The 18,166-nt window shown below is 64.3% G+C and carries 20 protein-coding genes; 16 read left to right on the top strand and 4 right to left on the bottom strand.

The window, feature by feature from the left end:
• The first annotated feature begins 58 nt into the window (after positions 1 to 58).
• The 8 genes from A3Q40_RS16350 (at position 59) to A3Q40_RS16315 (ending at position 7,090) form a co-directional block, all read left to right on the top strand.
• Positions 59 to 691 (top strand): hypothetical protein, encoded by a 633-nt coding sequence (locus A3Q40_RS16350; RefSeq protein ID WP_157889641.1) that lies wholly within the window; start codon positions 59 to 61, stop codon positions 689 to 691.
• A complete protein-coding gene (locus A3Q40_RS16345) occupies positions 688 to 1,113 on the top strand; it encodes a hypothetical protein (protein WP_068103755.1) in 426 nt (141 codons plus the stop codon). The genes A3Q40_RS16350 and A3Q40_RS16345 overlap by 4 nt, the downstream gene beginning before the upstream one ends.
• A 24-nt stretch (positions 1,114 to 1,137) precedes the next feature.
• Complete coding sequence (locus tag A3Q40_RS16340) at positions 1,138 to 1,620, top strand: hypothetical protein (protein ID WP_068103753.1); 483 nt, start codon at positions 1,138 to 1,140, stop codon at positions 1,618 to 1,620.
• The gene (locus tag A3Q40_RS16335; protein WP_068103750.1) at positions 1,617 to 2,738 is read left to right on the top strand and encodes a DUF6545 domain-containing protein; all 1,122 of its coding nucleotides are present in this window, start codon (positions 1,617 to 1,619) and stop codon (positions 2,736 to 2,738) included. The genes A3Q40_RS16340 and A3Q40_RS16335 overlap by 4 nt, the downstream gene beginning before the upstream one ends.
• The gene (locus A3Q40_RS16330; protein WP_068103749.1) at positions 2,735 to 4,132 is read left to right on the top strand and encodes a cytochrome P450; all 1,398 of its coding nucleotides are present in this window, start codon (positions 2,735 to 2,737) and stop codon (positions 4,130 to 4,132) included. The genes A3Q40_RS16335 and A3Q40_RS16330 overlap by 4 nt, the downstream gene beginning before the upstream one ends.
• 813 nt (positions 4,133 to 4,945) lie before the next feature.
• A complete protein-coding gene (locus A3Q40_RS20935) occupies positions 4,946 to 5,785 on the top strand; it encodes a type IV secretory system conjugative DNA transfer family protein (protein ID WP_068103748.1) in 840 nt (279 codons plus the stop codon).
• On the top strand, positions 5,782 to 6,294 hold the full coding sequence (locus A3Q40_RS19930) for a DUF4913 domain-containing protein (protein ID WP_235606335.1): 513 nt from the start codon (positions 5,782 to 5,784) through the stop codon (positions 6,292 to 6,294). Before A3Q40_RS20935 ends, A3Q40_RS19930 begins: the two co-directional genes overlap by 4 nt.
• A gap of 52 nt (positions 6,295 to 6,346) precedes the next feature.
• Positions 6,347 to 7,090, top strand: a complete 744-nt coding sequence (locus tag A3Q40_RS16315) for a hypothetical protein (RefSeq protein WP_068103747.1) — start codon at positions 6,347 to 6,349, stop codon at positions 7,088 to 7,090.
• A 304-nt stretch (positions 7,091 to 7,394) separates the two neighbouring features.
• Here A3Q40_RS16315 and A3Q40_RS16310 read toward each other — a convergent pair whose 3' ends face one another.
• Complete coding sequence (locus A3Q40_RS16310; protein ID WP_068103744.1) at positions 7,395 to 8,378, bottom strand: GlxA family transcriptional regulator; 984 nt, start codon at positions 8,376 to 8,378, stop codon at positions 7,395 to 7,397.
• Positions 8,379 to 8,669: 291 nt separating this feature from the next.
• Between A3Q40_RS16310 and A3Q40_RS16305 the strand changes: the two genes are divergently transcribed.
• From A3Q40_RS16305 to A3Q40_RS20540, 5 genes are all read left to right on the top strand, one after another.
• Positions 8,670 to 9,332, top strand: a complete 663-nt coding sequence (locus tag A3Q40_RS16305) for a DJ-1/PfpI family protein (RefSeq protein ID WP_068103739.1) — start codon at positions 8,670 to 8,672, stop codon at positions 9,330 to 9,332.
• Between the two features lie 29 nt (positions 9,333 to 9,361).
• The gene (locus tag A3Q40_RS16300) at positions 9,362 to 9,697 is read left to right on the top strand and encodes a hypothetical protein (protein WP_335340804.1); all 336 of its coding nucleotides are present in this window, start codon (positions 9,362 to 9,364) and stop codon (positions 9,695 to 9,697) included.
• Between the two features lie 634 nt (positions 9,698 to 10,331).
• A complete protein-coding gene (locus A3Q40_RS16295; RefSeq protein WP_082833967.1) occupies positions 10,332 to 11,654 on the top strand; it encodes an ATP-binding cassette domain-containing protein in 1,323 nt (440 codons plus the stop codon).
• A 47-nt stretch (positions 11,655 to 11,701) separates the two neighbouring features.
• On the top strand, positions 11,702 to 12,433 hold the full coding sequence (locus A3Q40_RS20545; protein ID WP_162269857.1) for a hypothetical protein: 732 nt from the start codon (positions 11,702 to 11,704) through the stop codon (positions 12,431 to 12,433).
• A complete protein-coding gene (locus tag A3Q40_RS20540) occupies positions 12,433 to 13,647 on the top strand; it encodes a Dyp-type peroxidase (RefSeq protein ID WP_068103732.1) in 1,215 nt (404 codons plus the stop codon). The genes A3Q40_RS20545 and A3Q40_RS20540 overlap by 1 nt, the downstream gene beginning before the upstream one ends.
• Before the next feature lie 7 nt (positions 13,648 to 13,654).
• On the opposite strand, the gene A3Q40_RS16280 is transcribed toward A3Q40_RS20540, so the two are convergent.
• Complete coding sequence (locus A3Q40_RS16280) at positions 13,655 to 14,143, bottom strand: MarR family winged helix-turn-helix transcriptional regulator (protein ID WP_157889638.1); 489 nt, start codon at positions 14,141 to 14,143, stop codon at positions 13,655 to 13,657.
• Between the two features lie 37 nt (positions 14,144 to 14,180).
• On the opposite strand from A3Q40_RS16280, the gene A3Q40_RS16275 reads away from it, so the two are divergent.
• The 3 genes from A3Q40_RS16275 to A3Q40_RS16265 all read left to right on the top strand — a co-directional run bounded on the left by A3Q40_RS16275 (position 14,181) and on the right by A3Q40_RS16265 (position 15,698).
• A complete protein-coding gene (locus A3Q40_RS16275) occupies positions 14,181 to 14,651 on the top strand; it encodes a COG4315 family predicted lipoprotein (protein WP_082833965.1) in 471 nt (156 codons plus the stop codon).
• 29 nt (positions 14,652 to 14,680) lie between these two features.
• Positions 14,681 to 15,124: a hypothetical protein gene (locus A3Q40_RS16270; protein ID WP_068103727.1), complete on the top strand. Its 444-nt coding sequence runs from the start codon at positions 14,681 to 14,683 to the stop codon at positions 15,122 to 15,124.
• A 196-nt stretch (positions 15,125 to 15,320) separates the two neighbouring features.
• Complete coding sequence (locus tag A3Q40_RS16265; protein ID WP_068103726.1) at positions 15,321 to 15,698, top strand: ACT domain-containing protein; 378 nt, start codon at positions 15,321 to 15,323, stop codon at positions 15,696 to 15,698.
• A gap of 88 nt (positions 15,699 to 15,786) precedes the next feature.
• Here the strand turns inward: A3Q40_RS16265 and A3Q40_RS16260 are convergent, their stop codons facing one another.
• Entirely contained in the window at positions 15,787 to 16,413 is a 627-nt protein-coding gene (locus A3Q40_RS16260; protein WP_068103724.1) for a TetR/AcrR family transcriptional regulator, read from the bottom strand.
• A gap of 9 nt (positions 16,414 to 16,422) precedes the next feature.
• On the bottom strand, positions 16,423 to 17,877 hold the full coding sequence (locus A3Q40_RS16255) for a lipase family protein (RefSeq protein WP_235606334.1): 1,455 nt from the start codon (positions 17,875 to 17,877) through the stop codon (positions 16,423 to 16,425).
• Positions 17,878 to 18,166: the final 289 nt, after the last annotated feature.

Here is an 18,166-nt window from a genome sequence, read left to right as displayed (position 1 = left end):
TCACGCGTCTAGTTGTTTTTCTTGCTCGTGACTTCAGCGACGCTCTACTGTTCTGGACGTGGACGGTCCTGGACGATTAGCCGAGTACGTGTGGAAACGCCGTACCGAACTCGGTCTGTCGCGTCCACAGGTGCGTGACCGGGGCGGGCCCTCGATACCTACGCTGAAAGACATCGAGGAGGGCACAACCCGCACCGTGTCCGCCACGACATTGGGGAAACTCGACGCCGCGTTGGAATGGGAACCGGGTTCGGCGTCCGACGTGCTTCGCGGCGGGACGCCGAAGCCGAGGCGAGCAAACGACGGGGTTGCCTCGCTCGGACCGGACGGCGTCGCCGTCGCCCTTCGCGTCGTTCTCGACTTACTCGGCATCTCGCGCGAGCTCGACACGATCGCCCGGGAGATGAAGGACGCACGTCTCGAGGACCTGGCCCGACGGCTGGCGGTGGCGCTGCGGCCGATGTACGGCGAATACGTCACGCGCCTCTTCGAAGAGAACAAGCGTGAAAACGGTTCACTCTCTCCGGTGTACGCGGTTTTCAGCGAACTGCTCGACGAACCCGCGGGGTCAGACGACGACGAGGACGGGAAAGAGCGGCTGTACCGGCGGTGGTTGGCGGGCCGGGAGATCGACGCTGATCAGGGTCTGCTCGCCGAATTCGAGGCCAGGTTCTCTAGGAGGCAACAATGATCGACGATCGAACGCGGCACGTTATTCCGCTGTCCAGGCGACTCGACCTTCTCTTTCGTGTCTGGCGAGCATCCGACGGCACCGAGCGGAGTCACGACGACGTCGCTCGCGCAGTCAGTATTGCCACGGCGACCACCGTGAGTGCTGACGACATGGCGAGCTTCAGACGAGGCACCAGGCCGATCCCGGCCAACGTCGTCGAGGCTTTGGCGGAGGTTTTTCCGTCCAGTCGCGAGTACCTTCTCGACGAGACCGCAGCCCCCAGGCTTCACACCCAACTGACTCTGATCGACGAGCTGGTGTCGGGCGGCATTCGGGGCGTCAGGCTACGCGGGGGAGACGAAGACACCGATCCCGAGCGATTGACCGCAGTGCTGCGGGAGCTTCGCGAACGCCGAGAGCGATCTGTCGGCCTGAACTAGCAACAAACATTGTCCGGGGGGGACATGAACGACACGGCGAGGAATGTTCTCGCGGCGGCGCGCCAGATCGAACACTTGGTGCCGAGTCCGTGGAACCGGAGCGCGTTTCTGCTCGAATTGTCTCGCCATCGCAACCGACGGCTCGACCTCGTCGCCGTCGACACACCGGACTTCACCGATTTCGCATGTGGCCTGTGGCTGGAGTTCGAGGACCGAGACGAGATCGTGTACCAACGGGGAGCGCCGGACTATCAGGTGGACCAGACCGTGTTGCACGAAGTCGGGCACATGCTGCTGGGCCACCATGGATCCGTGGGGCCCGAGCCGGCGCTCGCCGCTCTGTTCCCCGACATCGACTTGACCACGCTGACATCGGTGATGAACAGGTCCTCCTTCGACGACGACCAAGAGGGCGATGCCGAGATGTTCGCCGATCTCGTGATGTCGGCTCGTGTCTCCCGCTACCGGCGGTCGTCGGCCATGGACGACTTCATGGGCATCTCGTGACTTCGTCGGTGCCGGCGCCGATCACCTGTTGCGTCGTGGTCGCGGGGTTGGTGGTCCTGGTAGCTCGGCTCGCGCTCGTTCGGGAGACCGTGGCTGCACGCCTCGTCAACCTTGCGCTGGTGCTGGCAATCCTTTCGGCGCTTGCCCGCGAGTCCTCCGTTCAGGCTGCTCTCGATGCCGGGAGCGGCGGGTCGCTTCCGGTGCCGTTCACCCAACAACTCGGGACCGTATTGATGCTGTGGGCTGGTGCACCACTGACAGCAGTTGCTGCGCGGTGGCGGTCCCCGTCGTGGTCGACGCGACAGACCGGGGTCCTTCTTGCCGCTGCGGTGGCGTCGGGGCTCGTGATGCTGGTCGTCGGGACGTCCGCTCGTTCTTCCGGCACCTACATCGACCTGCTACCCGGTTGGCCTACCGCCGTCTACTTCGGGCTGTTCTCGGCGTGGGCGGGCGCGATGCCGCTCATCGTTCTGATCGTCTCGGTCGAAGAGCTGCGTCACGGCCAGCTGTCGGTACCGGTGATGGCGTCGTTCGGCTTGTTCGTATCGCTCGCAGTATGGGGCTTGGAGGAGGCCGCGTCCATCCTCGCCATGGGCCTGCTGTCCGCGGTAAGTCGCGCTCGCGAATTCGTCGAGCTCCGTGTCGAACTCAACGAAGCGAGTTACTCCTACCTGCTGATTCTCGCCACGGTGTGTGCGGCACTGCCCGTGGTACAGCGCGCCGTCGAAACCTTGGGCGTCGACTACTGGTCGCGTTCGTGCCGGCGGCTTCGTCCGATGTGGGCCGACCTCATTGTGTCATGTCCGGAAGTTGTTCTGGGACAGCCGAGTCAGCGAATCTCACCCAGAGCCCGTGCTCATCGAATGTGCATCGAGGTCCGAGACTCTATCAGTCTCCTGGGTCGGCACCTCGACGCCGATGTGTCGGCCGCCAGCGCGGCTGTTGCCCTGGCCGATGCTGCTCACCGTCGAAGCCGCGGGTGTCCCGCCCGAGCGTTCACCCGCCTCCCTCTCGCATCGAGCGGCGATCTGAAGAGCGAGCTCGGCATTCTGGCCGAGCTCAGCAAGGACTGGCCCCCTTCATCGAAGCCGAGTCGAGTGAGCGAGAAAGCCCGATGACCATCCCCCACGAGGGCGCGATCAAGTCTGCCGACCGAGTACTTCCGCACCCACCGCGGCGTCTTCCCCTCCTGGGGGACATCCTCGACCTGCACGTCACGGAGTCGAGTCAGTGGGCCATGCGAGACGCCCAACGGTACGGGACCATGTTCGAGCGAAATGTTCTCGGTACGCGCGTGACGTACGTATCCGGCCCGGAAGAAGTCGCTGCGGTCAACGACGAGAAGGTGTGGACGCGCCTCCTCGGTGTGCCGCTGCGAGATCTCAGATCGGTCGCTGGAGATGGACTATTCACAGCACACAATTCCGAGCCGTCGTGGGCGGCGGCGCACGCAATCCTCGCCCCCGCGTTCACACAATCGTCGATGCGTCGCTACCACGACTCGATGATCGCCAAAACCGCACTCCTCATCGACTATTGGACCGCAGCAGGGCCAGATGCGTGGCTCAACATCCCGGCCGACACGAACAAACTGACCCTCGAGGTCATCGGCAACGTAGCGTTCGGTCACGACTTCCGGTCGTTCGAGAACGCGGCACCGCACGAGTTGATCGTCCGCATTTCAAGGGTTCTGAAATACGTCAACCGGGCGGCCTACTCCCACCCCTTCGTGGAGGCGACGGTGTTTCGGCGTGCGCGTAACCAGCACCGAGACGATACCGCGGTCGCCCGCAGCCTGGTGGATGACATCGTGCGGGCACGCCGAGTCGATCCCTCGGCGGGGCGTGGGGACCTGCTTGACCTGATGCTGTCGACCGCCGACCCGGCCACCGGGGAGCGGCTGTCGCACGACAACATTCGGAACCAGATATTGACGTTCCTCGTCGCTGGACAGGAGACGTCTGCCGGCGTGTTGGCGTTCGCCTTGCACTTCCTGTCGCTGCGACCGGACGTGGTGGCACGAATGCGCTCCGAATTCGCCGAAGTGTGCCCGACCGGCGACCTCCAGTTCGATGAGGTGGGCAGACTTCGTTATATCCGACGTGTAGTCGACGAGACCTTGCGGTTGTGGCCGGTCGCGCCGGGGTATTTTCGGAAGGCGCGGGAGGACACGAGAGTGGCGGGACACCCTTTCGAGAAGGGTGAGTGGGTCTTCGTCGTCCTGTTGCAACTGCACCGTCACACGGACTGGGGAGCTGACGCCGACGAGTTCGACCCGGACCGGTTCGAGCGCGGACGGGTTCCAGGAAATCTCGCCCACCTGTACAAGCCCTTCGGAACGGGGCTGCGCGCGTGCATTGGAAGGCAGTTCGCTTATCACGAGATCGTTGTCGCACTTGCACTTATCGTCCGGGCGTTCGACCTGGTTCCGGACCCGAGATACATCCTGAAGGTGGAAGAAACGATCACTTTGAAGCCACAAAATCTCCGTCTTCGAGCGTTGACTAGATGACGCTCGATCGCACTGGTTGTGCCGGTGCATCCATGCCGAGCGGAGTCGGCCAGCCTGAATGTCAAACTGCGAGTAAATGTTGAGCGACCAGATCGTGGACTATCTCGTCTCAGAACGCGACGCCCACGCCGACTCCGCCGCCATATTTGGCGAGGGTGTGCTTCATCGTCTGACTCCAGGTGTCCAGGGCAACTTGCGGTGGTCTGAGCACCCTACAAAGGCTGTGCCACGGTAGTTCGTGGCGGTGGCGGATGCCAGAGACTGCTCGATGCACGTGACAGATCGAGCAAGGCGGACCGCTCGCGCGAAGACCCGCGCCGGGAACCGTAGCTGTTGCCCGTTCGCAAGCAGGGAGCCAGGGACTGGTGGTGAGTTCATATGGACCCGGCGGGCTGTCCGTGACACGAGGGTGACACAACTCGGTACCGACGCCCGTGAATCCATGTGGCCCCGGAGGGACTGTTTCGCCAGTTCAAGGCAATTTCGTGGACTCCGGCAGACCGTCCTGAATAGCTCTCGTCGTTCTCGTAATGAAAAGGTCTGGGGTTCGATTCCCCAAGGCGGCTCCAAAACGTACGCTGAACAGCGGTTATGCGATTCGCATGACCGCTTTCTCAGTCCTGGGTGTGCCCGAATGAAGTGCCGCAGGTCCGTGGAGTACACGGCGGCACCGCTCTGACCAGCAAGTATTCGGAACAGACCTTTTCATCCAGACTGTAAAGGTCCCCGGTCCCGGTGGCTCTGACCAGGGCTTTCAGTCTCGATGACACGACGGTGACACGACCCGTAACGCGACCCGTTGGAGGTGCGGACGTGCGCGGACTCACCGTGGTCCGATGTGGCGGTGCACCGCTGCCGTGCCGGATCCGTGCGACGTTGTTCGAGAGCGTTCGCCGCCGAGGACGCACCCACTTGTTCTGCCTGTCGATGGAGGACGCCGCCAACGAGTGCGGCGCCCTGGTCACCGTGTTGACTGTCGCTGTCACCGACGCCCTGGTCGATCGGGCCACCGCCACCCCCGCGGAAGGATCGTTGCCGGCGGGGCGGCTGCGGGTGCCGGCGACGTACGCCCTCGACGAAGCTGCGAATGTGGTGCGGTGGCGGCAGTTGCCGAACCGGTGCATCCACTTCGGTTCCCGCGGAGTCACCGTCACCACCATCCTGCAGTCCTGGTCCCAAGCAGAGGAATGCTTCGGTCAGGGCGGGATGAAGAAGCTGTGGGGCGCGTCGACGATCCGCGTCTACGGCGGCGGCGGATCCACCGACGACGGCCGGTTCCTCGAGAACACCTCCGCCGCCCTCGGTGATCACTGGGAGATGAGCCAGACCGTCTCCACCAACTCCTCCGGCCGGTCGAGCTCGCAGCAACGGCAGAAGATCCGCACCCTGCCCGCGGATGCTCTCGAAGCGATCCCGGCGGGGCGGGCGATCCTGCGCGCCGCGAAATGCCCTCCGGCGCTGATCGAGACGATGCCCTGGTACGCCGGGCCGTTCGCCGGTGCCGTCGCCGATGCCCGGGTCCGTGCCGGCCAGGACCCCGCCGTGCACATCAATGCCGACGACCCGGATCCGGCGGATGCCACGTCGCTGCTCCCACAGCCGCAGAAGTACTCGGTTGCAGTGCTGCGGCCGGACACGGCGGTGGCCTCGTGAGCGACGAGTTCGACCCGGGCTCCGACACGGGCGAAGCGTGGCCGACTGATGCATCACGCGCCGATGATGATCGAGATGAGCTGCAGGACAGTGACACCGACAACGAGACAGGCGGGGCGGGGGAGCGGGCCGACCCCGAAACTCGGGGCCCGTACTACCCGAACGCGTACCGGTTCTTCGCCGACTTCCTCGCCCCCGCGTACCGGCGCAAGACCATCGACCACCCGGCGATGCGGTGGTGCCCGAGCTGGTTCCTGCACCCCGAAGCCCGCGCCCGCGTCGACGCACTCTGGCGGGCCTGGGAGTACCTACGGCTCGACCCGGCCACCGGGATGAGCGTGTGGTGGAAAGACCACGCCGATCACCACATGTCGAGACTGCTGTCCCCGGACGGCACGTTCAAGGACTGCACCCCCGACCACCGGCAGGTGCACCCGCTGCCGAGCATCGCCATCCCCACCGAGCTGCTGGCGCTCCACACAGCCGACTCACCGGTCTCACCCGCGTGACGGCACCCGTACCTCCCACACGCACCCGGCACCCTGAACCAAGGAGTCACCCATGGCCGACGACGAACACGAACAGCTCTCCCGCCAGACCGGCATGGTCCTGCGCACAGCCGTGCAGGTCGCGATGCAAGTAGCCGAAGCCCTCGCCCGCCGCCGCGAGCAAACCCTCCGCACCGCGGCCGCCGGATCGGAGGCACAATCACGAGCCCTGGCCGGGCGCCTGAACTCCGAACAACGCTCCGCAGAAGCGTTCCTTCGCCGCACCGATGACCGGCAGTGGTGGGCCACCGCCGACGATGCGCACATCGTCGACGCCGTCCGGATCGCACACACCTGGAAGAACACCTCCCCGGTCGCCGACCGGGCAGCGGTCACCATCGAGAACCGGCTGCGCACCGACAAGGGCATCGACCTCACCGCGCTACACGACACCGTGAACACCGCCGCCGTCGCAGCCGCCGTCGAGCGTGAACTCGCCGACCGCGCCCGACGCGAGATCGGCGACCGCAACAGATCTGCTCTCAACGAGCCGCAATCGCAGAGCTCTGTTATAACGCAACGTATCTCGCTGACGGGCGTCAACTGGGACACCGCGCAACGCCGAGAACTGGAGAGGACAGAACTCACCGTCGCAGGCGTCGACCCGGAAGCAATCGACGCGCACCTCCTCACCGACACCTCCAACGCCGCCGCACTCGACAGCTCGTCGGTACGAGCGCCTGCTGGCGCACCGACCGCTAGACCAGGAGACAGAGATCAGAGCATCGAACCCAGCATCGACCGTGGTGGGCGGTGAGACGGTATGCATCTCCCAATTGGGCCGGCCGGACCAAGCTGAAGTCGACAAGATCCGGGTGCCATCCCGGTCGGGGAAGTAGGACTGCTCATTGTTCGCAAATTGGAGCAATCGAGCAGAAGGATGGGGCAGGCCATTCGCAGGAGGCGCACTAATCAAACCAACCGGCCTTGCCAGTTCGATCCGTGGTCCCGGCTCGACCAATCAGTACGTACATTTAAACAGTGAATTGATTGCTTATAATATTGGCATCGATACTGCTCAAGGACCTTTGCCCATCCGGTGTTGTCAGGCTCCCTATCAACTAAGTTATTTCCCGCTCAGAATGATGTGCGTCGTGCTCTTTGAAGGCATCGCGGTAGCTCTGAGGCGCTGTCCCGCTCAAGCGCCGAAATTGGTCGCGGAAGTTGGACACGGACACGAAGCCAACCTCGCGGCCAATTCGTTCCACGCTATAAGAGGAGCGTTCGAGCAGTTCCTGAGCGTGACGTATTCGGACACCGGTCACCCACTCCATAGGCGTCTGACCGGTTTCCGTTCTGAATTTGCGGTTCAATGTGCGCCGTGACGTCACGGCGTGCTCGGCAATGTCTGTCAAGGTGAGGTCATGATGGGCGTTCTCCTCGATCCATGCGAGAGTCCCGTTCAGTTCTGACTTCTGCCCGGCGGGGTTGACCGGGTACTGGTTCCGCGCGATGAATTGAGCCTGTCCGCCACTTCGATGGAGGGGCGCGACAGCAAGCTTTGCCGCGCGGGCAGCCGCAGCCGATCCGTAGTCGATCTGCACCATGTGCAGACACAAATCGAGCCCTGCGGATGCACCTGCCGACGTCAACACTTGCCCCTCGTCGACGTATAGAACATTCACATCTAGAAGAACGTGTGGAAACGTGTGCCGGAAGAGTTCGGCTGAGGCCCAATGCGTGGTGGCGCGCTTGCCATCGAGTAAGCCGGCTGCGGCCACCGTGAATGCGCCGGTGCAGATCGAGGCAATGCGGGTACCGGACGAATGAGCCTTTCGGAGCTGGGTCAAAACCGAGGCGGGAATATGGGCGACGCAGTCGTTGCGCCCGGGAACAATTATCGTGTCAGCATCGACCAAGCCGTCGAGATCGTATTCCGTGGAAATCCGGAGCGGCCCCGCCTCGACGATCGGTTCAGTGCCGCACACCCGAACCTCGTATCCGTTTTCACCGTTCGGCAACGGGGCACGGCTGAATGTCTCGATGGCCATGCACACGTCGTAGGCGATGACGTCCGGGAGGGCCAGAACGGCGATGGTGTGCACGGGACAACCGTACCGACACCTGGCAACAGGACGTCGCTTTGATGCAGATCTGCCACCAGCGATTGTCACCGCCTGGCCGGTTCGCAGCCCCAGGTTCGTCCTGCTCGGGCGATACGGAGCACCCGATTCCCCGTGCTGTCGGCAATAGTGTGGCGGGTCCCGCCTGGTTGGAGATGTCGCTGCGTCGATAAGACTGGACCGACTGGGAGGCTGGACCGACTGGCAATTTACAGGCGACGAATGTCGCTGGTGCCACTGTCGGCTGCACTCGATACGACCCAGGATGGTCACATGCACGCACAAATTGTTTTGTTCGACGGTTTCGATCCGCTGGACGTCGTGGCGCCCTACGAGGTTCTGATCGCCGGGAGCGACTTCGTCGGCGGCGACCTGGAGGTAGAACTCGTGTCCGCCGAGGGTCCGCGCTTGGTCAGAGGCGGATGCACCGGATCCAGGCCCTTGCAACTGGAAGCGACCAACTATTTGGACCCGACCAAACCGGGCTATGTCATTGTTCCCGGCGCGCTCGGACCCGTCGACGCGGATCCCGACGAGGTGGCTACGATCCCTGTCTTGCTGGCTCGCTTCGGCGATACCGAGGCGGGCCCGTTGATGCGCCGGGCACTGGCCCACCCCGATGTCACGGTGGCGACGGTGTGTGGCGGTTCGCTGGCATTGGCGATGGCCGGACTCCTGGATGGCCGACACGCGAACACACACCATCTCGGCACGCAGGTCTTGGAGGCAACGGGGGCAATTCCAGTAGATGCCAGGGTGGTCGACGACGGTGATCTCGTGACCGCAGGCGGTGTGACGTCAGGTTTGGATCTGGCGCTGCATCTGCTCGACCGCAGCTACGGACCTCGCATCGCGCTGGCGGTCGAGGCTTACTTCGCGTTCGAGCGCCGCGGAACCGTGTGGACCAACCGCGGTGCATTGCCGCAGGCCGTCTGATGGAAAGCATTGCGGGCAGATGGGATGTCGTGATGAAGACTCCGGTCGGGTCGATGCGGGCGATCTACCAGTTCGATGCGCACGATGGCGCGATCACTGGTAGCGCTACCGGCAAGCACGAAACTGTAGCCCTGGCCGACATCGCCGTCCGGGAATACGACCACGAAACGGAGGTGACGTGGCGACAGACCATCACCAAGCCGATGCGGCTGAACCTGACATTCGTGGTTCGCATCGCTGGTGACCGGATGAGCGGCGAATCGCGCGCCGGCCGATTGCCGCGCTCGGAAGTGAGCGGAGTTCGTGATCGCCACCAATCGAGCATCGAAACGAATCCGCGACGATCCCGCGGGGACACCGACTGACCCGGACTCATGCCGGGCGGGTTCCCGAAGAGTCATGACGCGCGCAGCTCGCGGAACCAGACGTCGCGCGTCGGACCCTTGTTTCCCGACATCGCGCACGCCGAGAAGGCGTCGCAGCTCGTCTCCGACCAGCGCCTCGAACACCCCGACCGGACCCTCAGGACGGCGCCTGACTTTCCTCACTGCACCAGCGTGGTCTACTCGTCCACTTGGTTGTATCCAGGCTTCACCGCGGAAGTGTTCGGCGATCATCGTCATCGTCGACTGACAGCGGCGGGAAACCGAAGAACCGCGAGCTGGACCTGCCGGTTCGTCCCAGTCCTCGGATGCGCCGGAAAGCCGACTGCGCGTCAGCCCTTGGGCGATCGGTGGACTGGCTACGCCCACCTTGCGCGGCACCGAGAAGACGCCTGCGCAAGCGGGCCGACCCTGATCGGGTTCCTCCTTGATCCACCTCTCCCGCAGGTGAATTCGGGCCATACTCGTCGGTTCGCTTACTCCCGTGCGAAAGGACGTCACCGATGGGGTCGACTGCCGGACCCCGAGTGCGCGAGGCAAGGCGTGAGCTGCGTGACAGCACCGATCTGCACAGCCGTGCTAGCTTTCAGTCCAACTGCATGTAGGAGGTGTCCCGATGAAATCATCGAACTCACGCGACCGGGTCGCGGCGATGACTCCGATGCGGGTGGTGTCCAGTTTGGAACTGTTCTCGCTGCTCACCATCGTGGTCAATCGCGTCACCGTTCACTACCCCGCCATCACAGCCACCGGTGGGCCCATTCACGGATTGCTGTACGTCGCCACGATCGTCCTGGCACTGCTTCTCCCCTTCCCCCGGTCGGCGAAGTGGCTCGCCGTCATACCGGGGGTGGGCGGAATACTTGCTCTGTGGCGCGCGAGATACATCGGTGCGGTGGCCGACGCACAACCGACCGCAGGGCATGCATTCGATGTCGAGCTCACCGAGGGCGACCGGTCAACGGCCGCCGTGGTCGTCGACTGTGCAACTGCCACGCTGTCGAATGCCACCAAGATCGGCCCTCTGACCTTCAGTGTTCCCAGAGGCAGGATCACCGGTCTCATAGGACCGAACGGTGCAGGTAAGACCACAGCACTACGCATGCTGTGCGGACTGGTCGAATCAGATGCGGGAGGCATCTGCGTCGAGCCGTCCGACTGCAACGACACTGCTCACTGCGCCCACACTGGCGGCAGCCCGGCCGATCTGGGGGTGCTCATCGAGTCTCCCGGGTTTCTGCCCGGCTTGACTGCACGCCAGAACTTGCGGGTACTCACCCGCCTCGCGGGGTGGGCGGACGAGGTTGCCGACACCGCATTGGAGCGCGTGGGCCTGACCGAATCAGCTGATAGGCGGGTCAGCACGTACTCGCTGGGCATGAAACAACGCCTAGGGCTGGCTGCCGCCCTGCTGGGCCACCCGTCGACCATAATCCTGGACGAACCGACCAATGGACTCGACCCACACGGCATCGTCGAACTACGCACATTCTTGCGGTCACTCGCGACAGACGGCGTCACGGTGATCATCGCCAGCCACGCCCTCGATGAGATCGAGGAGTTATGTGACCACGTGGTCGCGATGAATCACGGCCGCGTCATGTTCAACGGTTCACCGAACCGTTTGCTCGAATCACGGTCCGGGACGATTCGATGCAGGACCGACGACCCCGCCGCGACGAGGGCGGTCTTGGAGATCTTCACCGGACAAGGACATTCCGCGCAGCTCGACCACGATGGTGCCATCGTGGTCATGGGCGAACCCCACATCGCTGCCACACTCAACGACAGTGCGTTCGCGGCGGGGGTGGTTCTCACAGAAATATCGCCCGTCCGGCCAACTCTGACGGACGCGTTCCTCGCCGCCATGTCCAGTGCTGATGCGGAAGGTTTCCGTCCACCCACCCCCTCGACGAGCACATTGGCGGCAGTTCGATGAACGGAGCTTTCAGAGCAGCCTGGATCATGGTGGCGCGACCACGCCGTGTGCTGCCCGCACTGGCCGCCGTAGCGCTGTTCTCAACGCTGGCAGTGACTTTCACCTTCACTACCGCCGCCGCGCCGGGTGGATCGCGCTTCACCGATCCACCGACCATCTTGGCCGACCTCGCGAACGCCGACGCATTGTCTCAGATGGTGAGCCGGCCCGTGATGGTCACCGGCATCGTGGTGCTGGCGGCGTCGATTCTGCATGTGACGAGCCAGTATTCGACGGGGTTCATTCGCGTGCAGTTCGTTCGTCAGCCTCGACGAGCCTCCTGGCTGGTGGGCCAGTGGCTGGCGCTGGCGTCGGCAGCATTCATCGCCGCCCTCATCGGTGCTCTCACGGCCGTCGCCACGACGTTGATATGCGCGTGGCTCTGGAACGTCGACACGACGCAGTGGGGCGAAGGAGTGTGGCAAGCGGTCTATGCCATCGGCAATCTGGCGCTCGGCATGATGGCGTTCTCGTTGGTGGGAAGCGCTCTGGGGTTGGTGTTGCGCTCCTCCACTGCCGCACTGAGTGTCGGACTCGTGTACGCGTTGTTCGAGAGCCTGATCATCAACGTCGCGCCGCTCGGTCAGGGGCTGCTCCCGGCCAGCGCGTTCGCCACAGTCGCGACTGCAGGATCGGACGGAAGTCCGTACACACGAGCACTTGTCGCGACCACCGTCCTCTGTGCCACGGTCGCGGTCGGCACGATCAACCTCCTGAAGAACCGGGATGTGACCGAGTGATGGCCGGCAAGAATTCTCGCCGAAGCTTCCTGGTCGGGAGCGCCGCCGCCGCCGCTGCCGCCGCGGCAGGCCTGTCCGTGGGACGTGAGCTCGCCCCCGATACGGCCCCCGAGGCCGCGACGACGGCCCCGTCCGTACAACCCACGACCGTCGAGTTCCACGGCGCCCACCAACCGGGAATCGCAGATCCCACCCCCACCCATGCCAGCTTCCTGTCCTTCGACCTGGCCGCGGAGACGGGCCGTACACAGTTGACGCAGACGATGCAGCGGTGGACAGCGGTGGCCTCGGCACTGGCGTCCGGCGACACATCGGTCGACCCGTCATCCGTCTCCAGCGGTTCCGGCCCCGGAATGTTCACCATGACGGTGGGCGTGGGCGGGGGAATGCTGGATCGACTCGGCATTGCTCGCCCGGAACCACTGATCGACTTACCTGCGTTCCCGGGCGACCGCCTCGACCACGACGCCTCGTACGGTGACATCTTCGTCCAGCTGTGTTCCAACGACGCGATCTATCTGAGCGGGGCCGTTCGTGCGGTCCGCCGAACAGCCGGGGATGCGCTCGTTCCGCGGTGGCAGCTGAATGGATTTCGTGGTGTCGCTGCCTCCACCAGCAGCACGAACGGGCGAAACCTGATGGGCCAGGTGGACGGCACCAACAACATCGCCGTCAGCCGAGGTTCGAGCGGCGGTGCAGTATGGATCGACGACCCCTCACCGGAGTGGATGCAAGGCGGGAGCTACGTGGTGCTGCGGCGTATTCGCATGCTGTTGTCGGAGTGGGAGAGCGCAGATGGGGTCACCCGTGACCGCACCATCGGTCGACACACCTCGTCCGGAGCGCCACTCGGCGCCAGGGACGAATCCGACCCGGTCGATCTCGCCGCCGTGGATACCAGCGGGACGCTGACCACCCCCGACGATGCGCACATCCGTCTGGCTGCGCCCCGCCGCGGCGCTGGTGAAGAGATGCTTCGAAGGTCCTATTCGTACTCCAACGGACAGATTGCCGGTGGCACCGACGAAGATGCCGGGTTGATTTTCGTTTCGTACCAGCGCGATCCGAGAACCAGTTTCGTTCCCGTGCAGCGACGTTTGGCGGAATCCGATGCCCTCAATCGCTTCACCGAGGCAACGACCAGCGCCATCTTCGCCGTCCTCCCCGGTGTGGTCGACGACGACGACTGGTACGGCCGCCGGCTCCTGGGTTGACGCGGGGTCAGCGTGGGGTGCGTGTACGTACCTGAGCCTCGCCGACATCGGTCAAGGCCTCACCCAACTTCGCCCACTCTCCGTCCCCGAACATTTCGACATCGAGTTGGGCGATGAGGGCATGCGCTCTCGACAGGGCCTCGATGCCGGCGTCGGTCAACTCGATTGCCGCCGCTCTGCCCTGATCGACGCCGCCGACAGTGTCGACGTAGCCGTCGGTCATCATCGTCGCGACGATCGGATGCAAACTCTGGACCTTGATGCCGGCCCGGCGCGCCAACGCGCTGAACGAGATGCCCGGCTCGCGCTGCAAATGTCCCAGGAGGCCGAGCCGGCGGAGCGAGAGACCGATCTCTTCGAGTTTCTTCTGAAGAGTTGCCTCGAGTGCTCGCGCCTGCAGGATCAGCACCATCGTCGGACTGACGGCAATTCTCGGCCCTGTGTCATGCGATGCGTTCACTGATGCTTCCTGTCCCGCCGGGTTGTCGAACTTCACGGTCAGCCTACCTACACATACAGTTAGACTGCATGTTATGTCGATTCCGTTTCGCCGTCTGACGGCGATGATCATGTCGAGCGCCGTCCTGTCCTGCGTCGCCGGATGTGGTTCGGATCCCGTAGGGGACGCCGAACGTGCTCGAGCGCTTGCAGTTTCGAGCACCCAGGACCTGGGTTCATTTCTCGTCGACGGCCAGGGCAACACCCTGTACGTCTTCGAACCCGACGAGGCCAGTGAGGTCAGTTGCACGTTCACCTGTGCCACCAACTGGCCTCCGCTCACCGCTGCAGAGGGGGCGGCTCCCGCGGCCGACGAGGGCGTGAACCCCACGCTGATCGGCACACGATCCAGCCCGTCGGGCGGAGAGGTCGTCACCTACCGCGATTGGCCGCTGTACCGCTACGCAGCCGACAAGCAACCCGGTCAGCATCGCGGGCAGGACATCAACCTCAACGGCGGGCTGTGGTACGTCATGCGGCCCGACGGTTCCCCACTCATCCCCTGATCCACGTCAGCGACCCCCAGGACCACCATATGACCCACGTTCTCCTCGTCATCCACATCGCGACCGCCATCATCTTCATCGGCGCTCTCACGGTCTCTGCCAGCGTGTTCCCGCGATATGCGACCGGCGACGCAGCAGCTGCCTACGCAGACAAGAGGGGCCACCCGGTGGCGATCGAGATGCACCGAATCACCAAGGCGTACGGGCGCCTGGCGGGCATCACCCCCCTCGTGGGTGCGGTCCTCGCCGTAGCCACCGGCCAGTTGACGCAATTGTGGGTTCTGCTTTCGATCGCGCTCGTCGTACTCGGCGCCGGCCTTCTGGTGTGGAAAGTCATTCCCACCCAACAGAGGATGCTGCAGGACCCCCCGACCGACCCGAAAGCCCGCGGTCGAGCAGTGGGACAGGCCGGTTACCTGAACATGATCTGGATTGTCGTTCTCGCACTCATGATCACGAAGCCTCAGTGGTGATCGGATTCCACTGTCCCGGCTCTCGATTCGGTGGCGGAACTACCTCACCACGCAACTCACCGAGACGCCCGAACGCTGAGCAGCGCCGACGACGCGCGCACCTCCCTACGCACACGAGGCAGACCGGCTGTGCCAACATTCATCGACGCGATACTTGTGGCCGGACAGGTCTTCCGCGTCGCCCCATGAGGTGGCCATGAACCGTGAACTTCCCCTTACGGCGCTGAGCGAACTCGACGACGTGTTCGTCGTGGCGCGACTCGATCCGACTGCCGACGTCGACGCGCACGACGCGCTCTCCGTCACTCGTACGGAGCGTGAGCTCTCGATCGTGTGCCCCCGATCCCGAGTGCCCGTGGGGGCCGCGACCGACGGGCCGTGGACCGCTTTCTACACCGACGGAACCATTGCCTTCGACACCACCGGAATCGTTGCTGGACTCACGCTGCCGCTGGCGAACATTCAGTGCCCCGTGTTCGTCATCTCCACCTTCGACGGCGATCTGATCCTGGTGCCCACCAACCGCCGCGCCGATGCGATCAACGCCTGGACGAAATCAGGGCACACATTCTGAGGGTCCAGGCGGTCTGGGACTCCGGCACGAGGGCGCGTGTGAGCTGATCATGATCACTCGCCCGACACCCCCCTTCCGGCACGCATGTTCAGTGCAGCACCCCGCTGCGCGCCATCCGCACCAGTTCCTCGACGAGATCGTCGATGGGGGTGTGTGGTGAATTGAGGGTTCGGTGGGCCACCAAGGCATTCACGGCCCCGATGTACCCGATCCACGCCAGCCTGTAGTCCCGCGACGGGAGCTCGCCGGAAGCGACCGCCGGCGCCGCCGCCAGGTCCAGTAGTTCGATCCACGCCTCGACTCGTGCGTGCCGCTTGGCCTCCATCGGCGCACTGACTCCGACGACTTCGACGAACGCTATCCGCGCATGTCGCGGATCTCGGACGATCTCGGCGAGGTAGGAGTGGACGATCTTCCGGAGGCGGATGTCGAACTGGTCGTCGACGGTCGCGGCGGCGGCGGCGGCGACAACAGCGGATGCGTTGGTGTTGACCAGGTCGTACGCTGCGCCCAGAACCCCTTCACGGTCGGCGAACTCCGCGTAGAACTGCCTGGTGGACAGGTTGGCGTGGGTGCAGATCTCGGACACTGAGCTCGCTGCGTAGCCCGTTGTGGCGAAGACGGTGATCGCGGCGTCGATGAGTTTGTCCCTACGTTCGAGGCGCCGGGCGTGTGCGGATCGTCCCCCGTAGGAGCGTGCAGCGGGGACGACCATGGGGCAATTCTACGAGCCGGCGCCCACTCCTATCGCCCGGCCCGCAGCTGCGCCCGCGATGTCGCCGAGCACGTCGCCGATGGTCTGAAGCGCCCCGTCGGTGGTGAGCGTCGATGTCGGCGAGGTGATGTCGCAACCCTCGGGGGCGGGCACCCCGTTCAGGCGTTGTTGTATCCAGGTGAACGCGGTGGGCAGCGAGGAGATGAACCCGCTGATGTGTTCGGCGAGCAGTTCCCGCACGTAGGTGACCTGGACGTCGTCGTTGCGGCAGTACTGGTCGACGAGACGGTCCGTTCCTGCGCTCGGGATGATTTCGTCGTATTGGGCGTGGTAGATGAACACGGGCATGGTCGGGTCGTGATGGCCGAGGGTCACTTCGGCGATGACTGCTTTCACTTCCGGGATCTGCAGCGGGTCCTCTCCACCGATGTACGTGGCGAGATAGTCGTAACCGGGGAACACGTTGGTGCCCTGCGGATGACACAGGGCGCTCTTGACCGTGTTGACCACGCGACCGAAGTCGTCCGTGCGGGCGTCGAGCAGGCGCTGCACCTCCGGGTACTCGCGGCCGATGCCGATGAGGGTGGGCGAGACCAACCCGGCCCACACGCCACCAGTGTTGTGGCGCAACGTCTCCTCACCGTCCGCGAGCGCGACCCCACCACTGGCAGTTCCGACGATGTTGAGTTCGGGGGCGTACAGGTGCGCGTTCTCCGCGACCCACGATGTGGGGATGGTGCCGCCCGAATACCCCCAGAGCGCGGTCGGTGTCTGGGCCCCGTTCAATTGAGCCGGTTCGAAGCTTTCCACCGCACGAATACCGTCGAGTGTCGCTCTCCCTGCAATGACGGGGGCGCCGTACGCGGAGTTCGGACCTTGGTAGTCCGGAAGGGCCACCGTCCATCCCTGCGACACCCCAGCCGAGATCGCTGTCAACGCCTCACCCGAGTTGACGAAGTCCGCCGGTATGGATCCGTGCTGGATCACGTACGACGGGGCGCAGTACTGGGCGGTGGAGTCCTCCTGGATTTGGTAGGAGAGCAACTTCCGCCCGCCCGGCGGGGCGTCGCCCCGCGGCCGCAGAACTGTGGTCACGGTCGCGATGGCGTTACCGTGCGTGTCCTGTGTGCGGTATAGCAGCTGCCACGCTTCAACGTTGATCGGCGCCACGCTCAATGCCGCCGGTGTGATCGTGCGGGCTCGCAGGACCTGGCCGGGTTCGGCGTCCGCGACGATGCCGGCTGGTGGAGTGAAGAACGGGTCCAGTTCCGGCGGGAGCGTGACCGCGGCGGTGGGCTCGATCGGAATCTCGGAACCAGGGGCGGCGGTCGCCGTGGGCGCCGCCATCAACCCCGTCCCGATCGAGGTGAGGACGGTGGCGACGATGACGAGACCGCGACCTGAAACTGCTGAATATGACCGTGAATGCACGATGAGCTCCTGCTCGTGAGTGGCTGCGGTCACAGTAAGTGAAATGCTGGCGATTCACAAACAGCATTCGGCAGGTGCGCTGCGTCGGCGAAGGTGGCACTGTTCGATCGACACCGAGAACGTCGCGGCGGAGCCGCGGTCTGAATTCCGGTGATCCAGCTGTGTCCGCTCGACCGCAATGGCGGGTTCACCCGTTACGACTGGACCCCTGTGTGCAGAACCGACATGCCTGGCCGCCGAGTGCGAATGCCCGCTTGACTGGACGTACCGCTCGGCCGCTGCGTCGCACAAGCCAGGGTCGTCGTGATCGACGCCGAGGTAG

This window comes from Rhodococcus sp. PBTS 1 (assembly GCF_001620025.1).
Lineage (GTDB): Bacteria > Actinomycetota > Actinomycetes > Mycobacteriales > Mycobacteriaceae > Rhodococcoides > Rhodococcoides kroppenstedtii.
Note: the sequence above shows the minus strand (reverse complement) of the source record. Positions and strands in the feature narration are given on the sequence as shown.

Bases quoted from the DNA above. Each gene is read 5' to 3' on its own strand.
- A3Q40_RS16345 (WP_068103755.1), top strand. From the start codon at position 688: ATGATCGACGATCGAACGCGGCACGTTATTCCGCTGTCCAGGCGACTC.
- A3Q40_RS16340 (WP_068103753.1), top strand. From the start codon at position 1,138: ATGAACGACACGGCGAGGAATGTTCTCGCGGCGGCGCGCCAGATCGAA.
- A3Q40_RS16330 (WP_068103749.1), top strand. From the start codon at position 2,735: ATGACCATCCCCCACGAGGGCGCGATCAAGTCTGCCGACCGAGTACTT.
- A3Q40_RS16315 (WP_068103747.1), top strand. From the start codon at position 6,347: ATGGCCGACGACGAACACGAACAGCTCTCCCGCCAGACCGGCATGGTC.
- A3Q40_RS16305 (WP_068103739.1), top strand. From the start codon at position 8,670: ATGCACGCACAAATTGTTTTGTTCGACGGTTTCGATCCGCTGGACGTC.
- A3Q40_RS16295 (WP_082833967.1), top strand. From the start codon at position 10,332: ATGAAATCATCGAACTCACGCGACCGGGTCGCGGCGATGACTCCGATG.
- A3Q40_RS20540 (WP_068103732.1), top strand. From the start codon at position 12,433: ATGGCCGGCAAGAATTCTCGCCGAAGCTTCCTGGTCGGGAGCGCCGCC.
- A3Q40_RS16275 (WP_082833965.1), top strand. From the start codon at position 14,181: ATGTCGATTCCGTTTCGCCGTCTGACGGCGATGATCATGTCGAGCGCC.
- A3Q40_RS16270 (WP_068103727.1), top strand. From the start codon at position 14,681: ATGACCCACGTTCTCCTCGTCATCCACATCGCGACCGCCATCATCTTC.
- A3Q40_RS16265 (WP_068103726.1), top strand. From the start codon at position 15,321: ATGAACCGTGAACTTCCCCTTACGGCGCTGAGCGAACTCGACGACGTG.
- A3Q40_RS16260 (WP_068103724.1), bottom strand. From the start codon at position 16,413: ATGGTCGTCCCCGCTGCACGCTCCTACGGGGGACGATCCGCACACGCC.